The 16341-nt window shown below is 62.6% G+C and carries 14 protein-coding genes; 6 read left to right on the top strand and 8 right to left on the bottom strand.

The features are described 5' to 3' along the window. A partial coding sequence (locus tag BLR57_RS18170) for an RNA-guided endonuclease InsQ/TnpB family protein (RefSeq protein ID WP_139173399.1) occupies nucleotides 1–815 on the top strand: 815 nt, incomplete at its 5' end. Nucleotides 816–834: 19 nt separating this feature from the next. On the opposite strand, the gene BLR57_RS18165 is transcribed toward BLR57_RS18170, so the two are convergent. The 4 genes from BLR57_RS18165 to BLR57_RS18150 form a co-directional block, all read right to left on the bottom strand. Next, nucleotides 835–1515, bottom strand: coding sequence for a DUF1028 domain-containing protein (locus BLR57_RS18165; RefSeq protein ID WP_089700010.1), 681 nt, complete (start codon nucleotides 1513–1515; stop codon nucleotides 835–837). A gap of 345 nt (nucleotides 1516–1860) precedes the next feature. Then, a complete protein-coding gene (locus tag BLR57_RS18160; RefSeq protein ID WP_089700008.1) occupies nucleotides 1861–2901 on the bottom strand; it encodes an NAD(P)-dependent alcohol dehydrogenase in 1041 nt (346 codons plus the stop codon). A 162-nt stretch (nucleotides 2902–3063) separates the two neighbouring features. After that, a complete protein-coding gene (locus tag BLR57_RS18155; protein ID WP_089700006.1) occupies nucleotides 3064–3834 on the bottom strand; it encodes an iron-sulfur cluster assembly protein in 771 nt (256 codons plus the stop codon). Continuing rightward, nucleotides 3834–4892, bottom strand: coding sequence for an amidohydrolase family protein (locus tag BLR57_RS18150; RefSeq protein ID WP_089700004.1), 1059 nt, complete (start codon nucleotides 4890–4892; stop codon nucleotides 3834–3836). Before BLR57_RS18150 ends, BLR57_RS18155 begins: the two co-directional genes overlap by 1 nt. 526 nt (nucleotides 4893–5418) lie before the next feature. Between BLR57_RS18150 and BLR57_RS18145 the strand changes: the two genes are divergently transcribed. Further along, the gene (locus tag BLR57_RS18145; protein WP_089700002.1) at nucleotides 5419–6195 is read left to right on the top strand and encodes an IclR family transcriptional regulator; all 777 of its coding nucleotides are present in this window, start codon (nucleotides 5419–5421) and stop codon (nucleotides 6193–6195) included. Between the two features lie 104 nt (nucleotides 6196–6299). Here the strand turns inward: BLR57_RS18145 and BLR57_RS18140 are convergent, their stop codons facing one another. Then, a complete protein-coding gene (locus BLR57_RS18140; protein ID WP_089700000.1) occupies nucleotides 6300–7067 on the bottom strand; it encodes an IclR family transcriptional regulator in 768 nt (255 codons plus the stop codon). A gap of 512 nt (nucleotides 7068–7579) precedes the next feature. Then, nucleotides 7580–8434: a beta-keto acid cleavage family enzyme gene (locus tag BLR57_RS18135; protein WP_089699997.1), complete on the bottom strand. Its 855-nt coding sequence runs from the start codon at nucleotides 8432–8434 to the stop codon at nucleotides 7580–7582. Nucleotides 8435–8673: 239 nt separating this feature from the next. Between BLR57_RS18135 and BLR57_RS18130 the strand changes: the two genes are divergently transcribed. The 4 genes from BLR57_RS18130 to BLR57_RS18115 all read left to right on the top strand — a co-directional run bounded on the left by BLR57_RS18130 (nucleotide 8674) and on the right by BLR57_RS18115 (nucleotide 13533). After that, nucleotides 8674–9450 carry an SDR family NAD(P)-dependent oxidoreductase gene (locus BLR57_RS18130; protein WP_089699995.1) on the top strand — a complete coding sequence of 259 codons (777 nt, stop codon included), beginning with the start codon at nucleotides 8674–8676 and terminating at the stop codon, nucleotides 9448–9450. A gap of 142 nt (nucleotides 9451–9592) precedes the next feature. Then, nucleotides 9593–10948: a sugar ABC transporter substrate-binding protein gene (locus BLR57_RS18125; protein ID WP_089699993.1), complete on the top strand. Its 1356-nt coding sequence runs from the start codon at nucleotides 9593–9595 to the stop codon at nucleotides 10946–10948. Nucleotides 10949–10963: 15 nt separating this feature from the next. Next, complete coding sequence (locus BLR57_RS18120; protein WP_089699991.1) at nucleotides 10964–12538, top strand: sugar ABC transporter ATP-binding protein; 1575 nt, start codon at nucleotides 10964–10966, stop codon at nucleotides 12536–12538. Nucleotides 12539–12630: 92 nt separating this feature from the next. Next, a complete protein-coding gene (locus BLR57_RS18115) occupies nucleotides 12631–13533 on the top strand; it encodes an ABC transporter permease (RefSeq protein WP_089700027.1) in 903 nt (300 codons plus the stop codon). Nucleotides 13534–13713: 180 nt separating this feature from the next. Here the strand turns inward: BLR57_RS18115 and BLR57_RS18110 are convergent, their stop codons facing one another. Next, nucleotides 13714–15393: an aldehyde ferredoxin oxidoreductase family protein gene (locus BLR57_RS18110; protein ID WP_089699989.1), complete on the bottom strand. Its 1680-nt coding sequence runs from the start codon at nucleotides 15391–15393 to the stop codon at nucleotides 13714–13716. A 73-nt stretch (nucleotides 15394–15466) separates the two neighbouring features. Then, nucleotides 15467–16222 carry an SDR family NAD(P)-dependent oxidoreductase gene (locus tag BLR57_RS18105; protein ID WP_089699986.1) on the bottom strand — a complete coding sequence of 252 codons (756 nt, stop codon included), beginning with the start codon at nucleotides 16220–16222 and terminating at the stop codon, nucleotides 15467–15469. Between the last annotated feature and the right edge of the window lie 119 nt (nucleotides 16223–16341).

Below are 16341 nucleotides of genomic sequence, written 5' to 3'. Positions count from 1 at the left end.
AGTACGACCGCCAAACGGAGTCGTTCTACCTCCACGCACGGATGCGCCGAACCACAGACGAGCAAGAACAGTCCACAACTGATTCTCCCGACGCCAAGCACAGAACAGTCCTTGGTGTTGACCTGAACGTGGACGGCTCGCTCGCCGTGACTTCCACAGGCGCGTTCTTCGGGAACGCCGACGAGATGAACCACCGACGCCGAGAGTTTGAGAAGACTCGCGGGTCGATGCAACAGATAGGCACTCGGTCGGCACACCTGTCGATTCAGTCGATGAAAGACCGCGAACACCGCTGGATGCAGGACGAAATCCACCGTGTCTCGAACCAGATTCTCGAAGAAGCCTGCGACCACGGGTGTACGCATATCGCGTTCGAGAATCTTACCGATATTCGTGAGCGGATGGTTGGTGCAAAGCGATTCCATGCGTGGGCGTTCCGACGGCTCTACCAGTACGTCGACTATAAAGCCGAAATGTTCGGCGTCTCTGTTGAGCAGGTGAGTCCTGCGTACACGTCTCAGCGGTGTTCGTCATGTGGGTTTACGCATGAGTCGAATCGGCGGTCGAAACACCAGTTCGTGTGTCAGAAGTGCGAGTACGAACTGAACGCGGACTACAACGCGAGTAAGAACATCGCTCGCAAACTTCTCAAGAAACTCCGCTCGGGGCAGAAGTCTCCGAGTGGAGGCGCACCCTGTCAGTGTGCGCTCGCGTCAGGGACGCTGAACCTGAATGGTGATTTCCACACCTACTCCATTACGGAGTCAGAAGGGGAGTCCACTGACAAGCCCACGACTTCAGTCGTGGGTTACTGACACCGGCGAACCACCGCAGTCAGTGCTTGTGGCCGAACGCCAGGATTTCTTCGGGATACGCACCCGAACCCAACTGCTCGTCCGTCGACTCGACGAGTGACGCCTGTGCCTCGACGGCCTTCTCGTACGTCGTCCGGAGCCGGTCGACCGGCTCCTCGGCGTAGTCGACCCGGAGGTTGTGGAAGAGTTTCGGCTCGGGCGCGTGGACGAGCAGTGCCGCGCTCACCTTCCCGCGCTTGTCGCCACCGGCGGCCTGCCCGGCCTCCAGTGCCGCTACCAGCCGCTCTGAGAGCCTACCCTCGGCCGCCTCGAAGGCGTCGGCGACGCGCTCGACGACCGACTCGCCGACGAGCATGTTTCCGGCGACTGTGTAGTTCTCGCCCGTTCGCGAGCCAGCCCACTCGACGCAGTCGTCGCCGGTGAACGTGAACGCGCGCTCGCTGTCGACGCCGTGGACCTGCCGGTAGCTCGCGTGCTCGTCCGCGTTGAGGAGTGCGGTGCAGGCGTCGTCGACGGCGTCGCCCTCGGCGATTCGGCGGAGGGCGTCCGCCCCGTGTTCGGTCTTCGTGAACGACTGGGTGAGCACGGCAGCGTCGGCACTGACGTACGGACAGACCGCCCCGACGGCGACGATACCCGTCGTGACGGCGACACCGAACTCGTCCGCTTCGGGGTCACGCGCGGCGATGGAGAAGGTCATCGAGCGAGTGGACTCGGCGCGAGTGCAAATACGTATCGTGACTGTGGCTGCCCGCCCGCTGTCGACCATCGGTTACCACCGCACACAAATTTGGAAGTAATTGGACTCAATTAGGACACCGGCCACTCTGTCGTTCGGTCGTGTAGCAGCTATTCGATCTGAACTCCATCCAGTAATAGCGGTTAGATTCCTTTTGAAGCGAACTATTTGAGCGTTCTTCGATTCGAGACATATACTATGTACTTATTGTGTGAATATATGGCGTACTTACGATCACCGACTTCGTTGGCTGTGTGGTGGATTTCTTGCTCAAATATACAATAAATACTGATTCGGACCGGCCGGTCAGGGAGTGATGACCGCGCGGCCTTCGATCTCGCCGTGTTCGAGCTTCTCGGCGACGGTGTTGATGTCGTCGAGACCGTAGCGGGTCGTCCGCAGGTCGACGTCGCCGCGGTCGACGAGCGCGACGAGTTCCTGTAACTCGGCGTAGCGTCCCACGAGCGTCCCCTTGTAGGAGAACTCGCCGTCGACCAGCGACTGGGCGGGTTCGTGGATGTGACCGCCGTAGCCGACGATGTGATGGTCGCCCCCACCGGCGACGATGTCGGGTGCGAGTGCCGTCGTCTCGTCGCGGCCGACGAAGTCGACGACTTGCTGTGCGCCCGTCCCGTCGGTGATGTCGTCGATGACCGACGCGACGTCCTCCGCGGAGGGGTCGACGGTGTGGTGCGCGCCGAGTTCTTCCGCGAGATCGCGGGCAGCCGCTTTCGGGTCGATAGCGGTGATGGTCACGGCGCTCGTCGCGTCCAGACACTGAAGTCCGATGTGGCCGAGGCCGCCGACACCGATGACGACGGCATGGTCGCCGGGGTTGAGCTGTCGCGTCGCCTTCTTTACGGCGTGGTAAGCCGTGATGCCGGCGTCGGCGTGTGGCGCGATGTCGGTCGTATCGACGCCGTCGGGGAGCTTGATGACCGAACGCTCGGCAGTCAGGAGTTCTTCGGCGAACCCGCCGTCGGTCGTCAATCCGGGGAAGTCGAGGTTCTCACAGTGCATATCCTCGCCCAGTCGGCACGGCCGACATTTCCCACAGGTCATCACCGGATGGCAGATGACCTTGTCACCCTCCTCGACGAGCGTGACCTCGTCGCCCGTCTCGACGACGGTCCCGGCGTTCTCGTGGCCGAGTGTCAGTGGCAGCTGCTGCTCGACGTAATCCGTCCACATCCCCTCGATGATGTGGTTGTCCGTCTGGCACCAGCCCGCGCCTTCGACCTCGACGACGACGCCGTCCGACCGCGTAATCTGCGGGTTGTCGACCTCGTCGATGCTGAGTGCCTCGCCCATCTCCTCGGTGTACTCGTGCAAGCGTGCTGCTAGCATATTACAGTGTACACTACTCATCTATCATTATAAACCTCTGGGTCGGACCAATCCACGCGAAAACGGTGCCCCTACCGTCTGTCGACGAGCCCACTCGCTACCGCCGACAGCCGCTGGATTCTCCGGACGCTCCGAACGCTCTGAACGCTCCGAACGCTCCGCTTATCCGAGTCTATCCTCGGCGAACCGCGCCTCGTTCAGCGCGTCACAGATGTTGCCCTGCCCACTCATGTTCACCTTCGCGAGCCGCGTCCGCTTGTGGACGATGTCGAACCGGTCGGGGTCGATGGGTTCGCCCTCCGGCGTCCGAAACAGGAGGTCGTCGTGGGCGTCGAAGACGCCGGACGCCTTTGCTTTCTCGACGTAGCCCGCGAGGACGTCACTGTCGACGGCGATGACCACCGTGCCGTCGCGGACGGAGACGACCGCCTCGTCGTCGGTCTCGTCGCCGAGCGAGAGATCCTCTCGGACGAGTCGGACGATCTGTCTCTCGGTCAGCCCCGCGTCCAGCAGTTCGTTCATCGCGTCGTACTGCCGACCCACTCGCGCCTTGTCATCGAGCGACGCACGGATGCTCTCGACGCCGCCGTCGGCGTCCGGGAAGACGGAGCCGAACGACTCGCGGCCGTTGACGCCCTCCGTGATCTCCGTCTCGTGCATATGCTCGCGGAGCGTGACTGTGGCCCGGTCGACGCCGTCGAGTGCCTCGACCTCGTCGCGGGCGTCCGTCGCCATCATCCACGCGAACGCCGGCGAGCACCACGCCGTCGGGAGCGAGAAGGTCACGTCGACCATCGACCCCCGGACGGTGATGTCGTCGACGTAGTCCAATTTCACGATAGACTCGTCGAGTTCGGGGTCCGTCACGTTGTCCAGTCTGTCACGCACCTGCCGGACGGTCGGCTGCGCGTCCGTGTGTGTTCGACTCGACATCAGTCCGCCGTGGCGTCCGTGGCGCCGTAGTGGTCGGCCAGTCCGAACTCTTCGGTGACCGGGTCGGACCGGAACTGCTCTTTCTTCGCCTCGATGTCGATGTCGTAGAGGTCGGCGATGTTCTCGCCCATGATCTTCTTCATCACGTCCGTCGTCAGTTCGATGCCGTACTCGTCTTTCTGCTCGTCGGTGAGTTCGGCGTTCATCACCGTCTCGACCAGCCAGTCCGGATTCCACAGCGCGTAGTCGGAGCCGAAGATGATGCGGTCCTCGCCGAGCCAGTACAGCAACTCACCCATGATCTCGCCGAACTTCCGGGGTCGGTTCTGTGCCATCGGCGCGGCCACCGCCAGCCCGCCGTAGACGTTCGGCTCCTGGGCGGCGATCCAACAGAAGTCGTCGAGCCGTGGCAGTCCCACGTGTTCGACGACGAAATCCAGTTCGGGGAACGAACTCGCCGCGTCGTCGACGTCGGCTACGTCGAACGCGTCGCGGTTCAGGGGTCGAATCGTCGGTCCCTTGTGCGCGTGAATCTTGTCGATGCCGAGGTCCGCACATTTCTGGAGGAACTCGAAGGAGTCGTCGCTGTCGAGCCGCCAGCCCTTCGACTCGCCGCGCCACTCCGCAGTGTACACCTTGACGCCCTCGATGTCGTACTGCTCTTTCTTCCGTTCGAGTTCGCGCATCCCCTCCTCGCCGTCGCGCGGGTCGAAGCTGCCGTTGAGGACGAACCGTTCGGGATACTGCTCTGCGAGTTCGGCGTTCTGGTCCGTCGTGTTGAACCCCTCGTCGTAGAAGTCCGTGAGATACGTCGGCTGGAAGATTGCCATGTCGGCGGCGGCATTGCCGAAGAGGTCTTTCGTCATCCGTTCGGCCCCGTAGTGGCGGTACTCTTCGAGGCTCCACTGTCGCTCCTCCGGTGTGAACCCCGTGTGGTAGTCGTAGAAACACTGGATGAACTGTTCGCCTCCTTCGTGCTGGATGTTCTCCTCACGAGCGTCCCACAGATGGACGTGGCCGTCGATGACGAAGATCTCCTCGCCGTCTTGATAGTACATCGCATATGCCACACAGGACCATATGTTAATAATTGTTTCCCACACTACTCCACCCTACGAGACGGTTCGAGCGACTGTTCGGCCGAGCGTCTCGTTCACTCCTGTAGAACGCTCTCCCGTCTCTCTTCTCCGGCTACCACTGATCATCGACGAACTCCTCGCCGATTTTGCCTAGGAACCGTGAGAATCGCCCCCGAAATCTGTGTGTTCTCTCCACCCTCCCGGGTCAACAAGTCTCATACACGACGTTCACTCCCGTTGAATCTCCGTCTAGGTGTAACCTCTGTAGAGCGTGGCAGTTCACGACTTCCACATCGACGACGGATTCGCGATCTCCTCCTCGCCTTCGAGTGGTTTCGACCGACGAACGGATAGAAGAGTCGCGCCCGTGTCAACGACTCTATACTCTCGTCTCCCGGCCGAGTCCTCACCGTCGACCGTTCCGGTACCGCTCACTGCAACCGTGGTGTCGCCACCCGTTCAACTGTGGTGAACATTCATAATAGTTCGGCCCATTCGACCGTCTATGAGCGAGAACCGGACGGGAAAACGGATCGAAGCCTCGGGGCGAACCCTCGAGCTACTCCGGACAGTCGCCGCTATCGGACCGGCGTCGGCGACGGAGATTGCCACCGAACTCGGCTTCGCGAAGAGCACGGCGTACTACCATCTGGAGACGCTGGCCGACTTCGAGTTCGTCGTCCGTCGGCACGACGGCTACCAACTCAGTATGAACTTCCTCAGCATGGGCCACGACCTGGTCAACCAACTCGACATCTACCAGGTCGGCAAGCCGCAGATCGACCGACTCGCGGAGGAGACCGGCGAGCTGTGTATTCTGATGACCGAAGAACACGGCTACGGCTACTACATCTACGACAACCGCGGCGAGGGTGCGGTCAACTTCGACACCATCGGCCACCGGAAACATCTCCACAACAACGCGCTGGGAAAGGCCGTGCTTGCGCACATGGACGAACGCCGCGTCGACGAGATCCTCGACCGTCACGGTCTCCCGCCGACGACGGACCGGACCATCACCGACCGAGCAGCCCTCAAAGAGGAACTGGCGACAGCCCGCTCCGAGGGCGTCGCGTTCGACCGCGAAGAGCAACTGAACGGACTCTGTTGTATCGCCGCCCCGCTCTTGGACTCCGACTCCGGTGACGACCGCGAGGTGAAGGGTGCGATTAGTGTCGCCGTCCCGGCGAGTCGTGCGCGAGGGACGTACTTTAACGAAGAGTTGCCGATGGCTGTCTCCGACACGGCGAACCTCGTCGAACTGGAGCTACAGGACTACTGACCGACGGCTGCCGACTCGGCAACGCGGTGTGACACGGTTAGGTTCGTAACGGTGGGCGTGGTGTCTCACGTGACTGGCGTTACAGTTCTACACCTGTAACAGTTCTACGACAGTGAGTATTCGAGTTCGAACTCGTTGGCGACGCCGAGGACGACGTTCGGCAGCTCCTCGGTGAACCATTCCCCAGTGAGGCGGTTGGCGGGGCTGGCGACGCTGAACGCGCCGAGCACCTCGTCGTTCGGGCCGGTGACCGGGACGCCGACCGCCTTCACGCCGTCGAGCTGTTCTTCGCGGTTGACCGAGTAGCCGCGCTCGCGGATCTCGTCGAGTTCGTCGAGCAGTCGTCCCCGGTCGGTGATCGTGTTCTCGGTCTTCTGCGGGAGCCCCCACTGGTCGACGATGTCGTCGACTCTGTCGGCCGAGAGCTGCGAGAGCAGTGCCTTCCCGGCGGCCGTCTGATGCAGGTAGAACCGCTTTCCGACGGTGGAGTACCGCCAGACGGCGTGTTTCCCCGAGTAGGTGTGGAGATAGACCCCGCGACCGTTCTCCTCGACGACGAAGACGGCGCGGCACTCGGTCTCCTCGGCCAACTGCTCGGTGTACGACTTCGCCATCTTGTACGCTTCCTTGCGGTTCTGGACGTAGTCTCCGAGTTCGAGGACGTGCAGCCCGAGATAGTAGATGTCGCCCTCTTTGACCACGTACTCTTGGGATTCCAGCGTCGCGAGATGGCTGTGAACCGTGCTCGGGGCCCGGTCGAGCAGTTCCGCTAGTTCCGTCACGCGAGCACCGTCGCGCTCCTTGAGCAGGTCGAGTATCTCCAACGTCGTCTCGGTCGATTTGAGCGTCCGTCGCCCGTCTGTCGTGGTCATGCTAGCAATTACCAGCCACCGGTATATAATATTCCGCACTGTCGAATCGGCCACCCCTCTGAATTTGTTTCTCCCTGGTCTGGACGAAATAACTGTCCCTCGCGCCTTCCGGTCTCGGACTGCGGGGGCACCGACCGACGATCAGTATATAATATTCGCCAACGATGAATAATCGTGTATAATTCCCGAACCCCGACTAACGGGGTTGAAACGGTGGAAATCCGGCAATGACTCGGTCAACAGCCGATCAACAGAGTTCCTTCTGTACGCGCCTGTGTATTGTGTAACACACAGTCACGATTGTTGTCACGGCTTTCCGCGTCTGTGGTTCGAGGTCTCTGCCCTCGTAGAACCACTCTGTTGGCTCCTCGAAACCCCCGATATCGGGGTTTGAGGGACTGTCTCTCCTGTGTTCTTCGCTCCGGATTCGACGGGTGAGCCTCGCTCCTGCCGCTGTCCGTTCGCGAGTATCGAATGCCGCAGAACAGGGAAACCGAACGAGAGGGTCGCCGTTACAGTCCGAGGATGTCGCGCGTCTCCGCCGGTGTGGCGACCGGCCGTTCGAGCTCGGCGGCGATGCGGGCGGTCCGCTCGACCAACTGGGCGTTGCTTTTGGCGAGTTCCCCCTTCCGGTAGTAGATGTTGTCCTCCATCCCGACCCGGACGTGGCCACCCGCCGCGATCGCCGTGGTCGTCAGCGGCAGTTGGTGGCGACCGAGTGCGAGCACCTGCCACTCGCTCTCCGTAGGCAGGTTGTCGGCGAAGGCGAAGACGTTCCGCGGGTGGGCGGGCATCCCGTTCTGCATCCCGAAGATGGTCGTACACCAGTAGGGTGGTTCGAGCAAGTCGAGATCGACGAGATGCTCCATCTCGGGGATGTGGCCGGGGTTGAACAGTTCCATCTCGGGCTTGACGCCAGCGTCGAGCATCGCTTCCGCGTACTCCTCGTTCTGCTCGCGGGTGTTCACCGCCGTCCGCGTCTGTCCGAAGTTGACCGGCCCGAGGTCGACTGTCGCCATCTCCGGTCGGGGGTCGGTCTCCAGAATCGGCGCGATCCGTTCCTCACGTGACCAGATACCGCCGCCGCCCGTGGTGAAGTTCACGATGATGTCGTCGCAGTGGGCGTCGATGGCGTCGCGGATTTCCTGGAACCGCGCGACGTCTTTGGTCCCGTCGCCGTCGTCGTCGCGGGCGTGGATGTGGACGATAGAGGCTCCCGCCTCCTCACATTCGGCGACGTCGCGGGCGATCTCCTCGGGCTGTTCGGGCAGGTTCGGATTCGCCTCTTTGCCTTGGTGACCACCGGTGGTCGCAACGCTGATGATCAGCCGCTTGTCGAAGTAGTCGCTGTAGCCTTGGTATGGCATCGGTTGACTGTGTCATCTTCGACTATTAATCACTTTGGGCGTGAGAGTGACCGCCCGTTCGGTGCAGTTGCGGCCCGCTTGCCAGAGCTCTCGTCGCACGCGACACCGCTCACGTGACACTCCCGACACCCGCCTCGTCCTCTTCGATTCGGCCGTCGTCTGTGGGTTCTGGCCGGTTCTCTCACATCGATTGTGAGGGATACAGTAGAATTATATACCAGAGCGTGGCATGAGGGAACATGGTGTCCGATAGCATAGCCGTCGTGACCGGCGGTGGTCGCGGAATCGGCCAAGCCATCTGTACACGGCTTGCACAAGACGGAGCAGACGTGGTTATCGCTGATCTCGACGCGGACGAGATGCAAGAGACGAAGCGACTCGTCGAAGCTGAGGGGCAGCGCGCGCTCGCAGTCGAGACCGACGTCTCCGAGCAAGAGAGCGTTCGGTCGACCGTCGACCGCGTGCTCGACGAGTTCGGCCAGATCGACATCCTCGTCAACAACGCGGGCATCGCCGGCCCGACGAGTCCCTGCGAGGAGATCGAACAGACCGAGTGGGACGCGACGATGGACGTCAACCTCCGCGGCCCGTTCTTCATGTGTCGAGAGATACTGCCGGTGATGAAAGACCGTGGCTTCGGCCGTATCGTCAACATCTCGTCGGTGACGGGCAAGAAACCGCTGTTGAACCGGACGCCCTACGCGGCGACGAAGATGGGACTCATCGGCTTCACCCGGACGCTCGCGCTCGAAGTCGGCGAGTACGACATCAACGTCAACGCCATCTGTCCCGGTTCGGTCGACGGCCCGCGCATCCGCGGCGTCTTCGAGCAACAGGCGGAGGCGACAGGGCGGAGTTACGACGACGTCCGCGCCGAGACCGAAGCGCAGAGTCCACGCAACGAACTCGTCCAGCGGGAGGACATCGCCAGCGTCGCAGCCTACCTCTGCTCGGAGGAAGCCGCCCGAATCACTGGACAGGACATCAACGTCTCCGCTGGCAAGGTGATGTACTGACCATGACGACGACTACACAGCTCCGCCCGCAGACGACCGTGTGCGGCTCCGAACGACGCCGCTCGGCTGCTCTCACATCAACAAACGTGACGATTCCCCCAAGCTATTTATACTCCTACTCGAAACCACGTGGTGAACACACATGACAAGGGATAGCACCGACCATTCGAGACGGCAGTTTATCAAAGCAACCACCGCAGCTGGCTCGGCTGGCGCGCTCGCCGGTCTCGCTGGCTGTACCGGTGGCAGCGACGGCGGTGACGGCGGATCTGGCGGGGGAACCAGCGGTGACGGCGGCTCGACCGGGAGCGGATCCGGTGGCGACGGCGGGTCCGGTCAGCTCACGTCGATGGGCTCCATTGCGAACCGACAGAACTCCTACTGGCTCAGCTGGGAGAAGGGCTACCTCGAGGCGTGCGAAGCCTTCGGCTACGAACCGAACGTCCAGACGAACAACGGTGAGGTCCAGACACAGCAACAGCAGTTCGACACAGCGGTGTCGAACAACGCGGACTTCATCGCCGGACAGACCTACACCAACGCCGCCGCAATCACGCTGGCGGAGACGCTGGTCGAGGGCGAAATTCCGGGTGTTCTCGCAGTCACCATCGCCGACTGGTTCGTCCCGCAGGACGCCGGCGACGAGTACGTGACGTTCTTCACGCCCCACTTCGTCAACCACGCCTACTCGGGCGCGAAGATGCTGTTCGAGGCGATGGGCGGTAGCGGAACGTTCGTCCACATCGAGGGCAACCGCGGTACGGCCCCCAACATCGGTCGGAACAAAGGTGTCGACCTGGCACTCCAGGAATATCCGGACATCGAGATGGCGGGGCCGCGCCAGCCGGGCAATTTCATCCGCTCGGACGCCCGTAGCGTCATGAACGACAAGGTCTCGCAGTTCGGCGACGAGATCGACGGCTTCTTCGGTCAGAACGACGCCGTCGCGCTGGGTGGACTCACCATCCTCGAGGAGAACGACATCGACGTGCCCGTCGTCGGCATCGACGCCAGCGAACCCGGACTCGCGGCCATCGCCGAGGACCGGATGACCGGCACCGTCTCGGGTATGGGCCCGTGGCAGGCCGGCTGGTCGGTCGCGAAATGTCACGACTACATCAACGGGCACACGCTCAGCGACGCGGAGAAGATGATGTCGTTCAACGCGCCGGTCTGTGTGAAGAACCCCGACGAGTGGACCGACGTCATCGACCGGCTTCCGGTCGTCGACGCCGCCGACTACAACGAGGCGATCTTCTCCGGCGAGACGCCCTACGATTGGACGAAGATGTCCGTCGTCGAGGCCGGCGAGGACGCGTGGGACCCGCAGATCGACATGCAGCCCATGAACCTCGAAGACATGAAGGAAGTCCTCGACTGGAAGGACGCGGACAAGCCAAACGGCTACGAACTGCCCGGCGTCTACACCGACGAAGCGACACAGGAAGAGACGACCCAACTGTACCGTGACCGGTTCCAGTCGAACCCGCTCAAATAACGCTTACAACCCCACATGGCATCAGAGATACACACGGACACGACAACTGCCGAGGGAACCACCTCGACACGCGGAGACGACCACAGCTTCCGCGTCGAGGGCATCTCGAAGTCGTTCCGCCACGTACAGGCCCTCAAGGACGTGTCGCTGGCGGTCGACCACGGCGAGGTCATCGGCCTGGTTGGCGAGAACGGCGCGGGAAAGAGCACGCTCCTGAACATCCTGACCGGCGTGCTGGAGGCCGACGAGGGGCAACTGTACGTCGACGGCGAAGCGGTCACGTTCACGAACCCGCGGGAGGCGGCGAACTACGGCGTCTCGCTCGTCCACCAGGAACAGGACGTCATCACGACCATGCGGGGCTACGAGAACCTCTATCTCGGGCGTGAGATGGAGCGCTTCGGCGTGCTCGAGAAGGAGCGGATGCGCGAGGAGGCGCAGGCGTTCGTCGACGACCTCGGCATCAACATCGACGTCGACGAGCGTGTCCGCAACTACTCGTTCAACGAGCGGCAGATGCTCGAAATCGCGAAGGCGTTCCACGTCTCCCAGAAGTCGGAGAACCCCGTCATTCTGCTCGACGAACCGACGGCAGGTCTCGAGGAGAGCGGTCGAAAGATACTGTTCAACCTCGTCAACGAACTGCGGGACCGGGCGACGTTCGTCTTCGTCTCTCACGAACTCGACGAGGTGCTGCAGATCTCCGACCGTATCTACGTCCTCAAAGACGGCGAGCGCGTCGACGAGACCGCCGCAGCCGAAGCGACCACCGAGTCGCTGCAACAAGCGATGGTCGGTCGAGAGACCGCAGACGAGTATTACCGCGTCCCCGACCAGCGACGCGAGAGCGACCTCGGCGAGCCGACGATGACCGTCGACGGCGTGACCCACGACGACACGGTCGGGCCGATCTCCTTCTCGCTTCGCGAGGGCGAGATATTCGGCATCGTCGGTGTCGAGGGATCCGGCAAGCAGCGGTTCGGACGGCTGCTCGCGGGCGACCTCAACATTACCGATGGCTCGATCTCCGTCGACGGGACTACCTTACAGAACCCGACGGTCTCTGACATGGTCGACGCGGGCGTCGGCTACATCCCGAAGGACCGGAAATCCGAGGGCCTGCTGCTCTACCAGTCGGTCCGGGTCAACACCTCCCTGGCGATGGTCCGAGACATGAACGGCAATCTGCCGCTGCTCGATCTGGACGCCGAGGAGGAGGCGACGCTCGACGCCATCGAGGAGCTGTCGATCAAAACGCCCGGTCCCGACGCGCTGGTACACGGCCTCTCCGGCGGGAACCAGCAGAAGGTCGTCATCGCCCGCTGGCTGGCCCAAGAGACCCCGGTGCTCGTTATGGACAACGTGACCCGGGGGATCGACGTCGGTGCCAAGGAGGAAGTGTACCGGCTCTGCCGTGAGCTGACCGAGCAAGGCGTCTCGATCGTCTTCATCGGCGACGAGCTGCCGGAGGTTATCGGGATGTCGAACCGCATCGCCGTGATGGCGAAAGGCGAGTTCGTCGGCGAGACCTTCGACGCCTCACCGGGGAACAAACCGACTGAAGAAGACCTGATACAGGAGATGATCTAACAATGAGTACAAGCAGCGTCAGCAAGTGGATTACGGCACAACGAGAGCAACGCACCCTCCAGGACTGGATTCAGGACCTTGGCCCGTTCGTCATGCTGTTCGGGCTGATGCTCATCTTCACGTTCACGACGGAGCGGTTCTTCACCGAAGCCAACCTGCTCGACAACGTCGCGAAGAACGCCGTCACACTGCTCTTGGTGGCCTTGGCGGGTACCTTCCCCATCCTCCAGCAGAGCATCGACCTCTCGGTCGAGTCGGTCGTGTTGCTGACGGGCGTCGTGACCGTCGTCCTGATTTCGCAGTTCGGACTCGGCCTGTTGGCCATCCCGCTCGCCATCGGCGTCGGGATGCTCGCCGGCCTCTTCAACGGTATCGTGTTCACGAAGCTCAAGGTACCCTCGTTCCTGGTCACGCTCGGGACGCTCTCGGTGATGGCCGGGGTCGGGAAGATCATCACCGGCGGGTCGACGATCACCTTCCGGAATCCCGCCATCCGCACTATCTCGACCGGTGACGTCCTCGGGATTCCCAACCTCGTGCTCTGGGGCTTGCTCATCTACGTCATCACCATCGTCTTGGCGTTCCGGACGAAGTTCGGCCGCTACTGCTTCGCGCTGGGCGAGAACGAGCGCGTCGTCGAACTGGCTGGCGCGAAGGTCGACCGCTACAAGATCTACCCCTTCGTCCTGTCGGGGCTGCTCTGTGGTATCGCGGGCGTCCTGCTGACGCTGCGTATCTCGTCGGCCTCGCCGAACATCGGGAGCGGACTCCTCCTGCCCAGCATCGCCGCCATCGTCATGGGCGGGACGGCGTTGACCGGCGGCGTCGGTGGCCCGCACCGGACCATCCTCGGCGTGCTCGTCATCGCGGTGCTGAACAACGGGATGAACCTGCTCGGCATCGACTCGTTCGTCCAGGAGATCATCCTGGGACTCGTGGTCGTCGCCGCAGTCGCACTGTCCATCGACCGCGCGAAGATCGACGTCGTGAAGTAGCGGTCTTCGTTCGTCGGCTCTCTCTTTCTCCGTCGCGCTCACCGACACAGACACCAGTCTCCAACAGAGACACCAGTCTCCAATAGAGACAACACTCACTGACACCGGCCAGCGGCGGCCCCGAGTGCGTGGCTGTCGCTTCGGGGTCGAGAACGGCAAAAAAAGGGTTCGTGGACTCGTTTAGTCGGCCGAGACGGGCGCGTCGTCGACGTATCCGTCCGGGACCGTTCCGTCCTCGTTCCAGTCGCGCTGCGCGTAGTAGTCGTCGAGTGCGGCCTCGAAGTCCGGCAGGTCGTATGGGAGCGTGTCGTCTGCGCGGTCGAAGCCGCGCTGGTTGTTGAAGTGACGTTCGAGTTCGACCACCTTCGAGCCGACTGCGAGCAGGTCGTCGTAGTCGGCTCCGAACAGTCCCTCGAAGCGTTCGGGCGTCATGAAGCCCCGCGAGAAGCGACAGACGATACCGCAGTCCTCCAGTGCTCGGGCGTTCTCCTGGCGGACGACGTGTGGTGCCTTCCCCTCGAGACCGGTCGGCTTCAGGGCCTCGTCCTGGGCGACGAGCGGATACTCCCAGGCGTATATCGTGGTGAACATGTGGTCCGCGCCGCGGTTGGCGACGGCGTAGGAGAGACCCTGTCCGTTCAGGGTGCGGCCGTCGTGGGCCGCGAAGTCCAGCCCCTTGACCGTCCAGTTGTCGACGCCGAGTTCGTCGTGGAACCGGGCGATGCCTTCCGCGAGCAAGTCGCCGACGCCCTCGCGGAACGCGATCTTCTCGACCAGTTCGTGGATGAGATCGACGTTGCCGAACTCGTCCTCGCTCGCGAGGTAGGCGGCGACGGCGTTGCCACCGCTGATGGTGTCGATCCCGTAGCGGTCACACAGCTCGTTCGACTTCATGACGTCGACGATGTCGTCGACCGAGCAGTTCGAGCCGAACGACATCACCGTCTCGTACTCCGGGCCTTCGGTTTCGACGCCGCGCTCCTCGTCTCTCGTCGGGAGCTTGCAGGCGAACGCACAGGACGAACAGGTGCCTTTCTTGTACTTCTTCTCGGCGACACGGTCGCCGTTGATGCCCTCGACGCCCTCGAACTTGAGCTCGGAGAAGTAGCGCGTCGGCAGGGCACCCACCTCGTTGGCGAGGTCGGTGACGCTCGTCGTCCCCTGCTGTTTCATGATGTGGTCGCTCGTGGCGGCCTCGCGGTGGACGTCCATCTGGACCGGCGGAATCTCGACTGCTCGGCGGGAGTCGCCTGCGAAGGTGATTGCTTTGACGTTCTTGGCACCGAGGACGGCTCCGAGACCGCCGCGGCCGAACGCGCGACTCTCCGTGGTCATGATAGAGGCGAAGCGGACGCGGTTCTCGCCAGCCGGGCCGATGCAGGCGACGTGCTCTTCCGACAGCCCGTGCGTCTCTTCGATGTACTCCGTCGTCTCGGGGACCGTCGCCTCTTCGAGGTCCGGCACCGGTTCGAACTCGACGCCGTCGTCGCGGACGTGGACGACGACCAGCTCGTCGCTCACACCGGTGAACTCGACGACGCTGTAGCCGGTGTCCGCGAAGTTTCGCGACATGAAGCCGCCGGCGTTCGACGAGAGTAAGCCACCGGTGAGCGGCGACAGACTCGTGCAGTTCATCCGCCCGGTGAAACTCATGTTCGACGTCTGCATCGGTCCGGTCGAGAAGAACATACTGTTCTCCGGGCCGAACGGGTCGGCGTCGAACGGGACGCGCTCGTGCGCGAGGCGGGTGGCGACCCCACGCCCACCGATGAACGTCTCGAGTACGTCGTCGATGTCGGTCTCTACCGTTTCCTGTTCTCCCACATCGACCGTCAACATTGGCCCCGTAGCGTGTAGCATACGCGTGTATCACGTTGGCACAGTCTATTAAAAATACCTCCAGCCGTCACGTCGTGGGGCGGTCAGTCCGTCACTACGCCGTGAAGCCGCCGTCCAGCACGAGATTGTGGCCGGTGACGAACGACGACTCCTCGCTCGCGAGGAACAGTGCGGCGTCAGCGACCTCTTCGGGCTGCCCCGCACGGCCCAGCGGTGTCTGGTCGAGGATGCCGCCCGCCGTCTCGCCGTCCTCCATCGTCATCGCCGTCTCGATGAAGCCGGGGTTGAGCGCGTTGACGCGGATGTCGTTCTCCCCGTGTTCGACGGCGAGTTCGCGGGTGAGATTGGTGACGCCGCCCTTCGAGGTGCAGTAGAGCGACGAGTTCGCGAGTCCGCGGATGCCGGCGATGGAGGACATGTTGACGATGGTCCCTCCTCCGTCTTGCTCGAGCATGGTCTCGATGGCGGCCTGGCAGCCGAAGTAGACGCCCTTGAGGTTGATGTCCATCAGCCACGCGAAGTCCTCCTCCGTCGCCTCCTCGATGGGCAACTGCCGTTCGACGCCTGCGTTGTTAACCATCACGTCGAGACTCCCGTAGGCGTCGACCGTCGCCTCGACAGCGTCCCGAAGTGCGTCGACGTCGGTCACGTCGGTCTCGACGTATTGTGCCTCGCCCCCCGCTGCTTCGATGACTTCGTGTGTCGGGTCGCCACCGAGACGCGGGTCTTTGCGGACGTCCGCGACCGTCACGCTCGCCCCTTCTTCGGCGAATCGCCGTGCGATTGCTCGTCCGTTCCCCGACGACGCTCCCGTCACGAGTGCAGCCGTTCCACTGAGTCGTCCTGTCATAGCTCGATTGTCCTGCGACACCGTATCACATTAAATCTTCGTCGCCGCCGACGCCAGACTCTCGGTCCGACTCCGCCTCTCTATCCTGTGTCCACTCGCAAGTGCCGTATTCATCCTAA

It is taken from the genome of Halogranum gelatinilyticum (assembly GCF_900103715.1).
Taxonomy (GTDB): Archaea; Halobacteriota; Halobacteria; order Halobacteriales; family Haloferacaceae; genus Halogranum; species Halogranum gelatinilyticum.
Note: the sequence above shows the minus strand (reverse complement) of the source record. Positions and strands in the feature narration are given on the sequence as shown.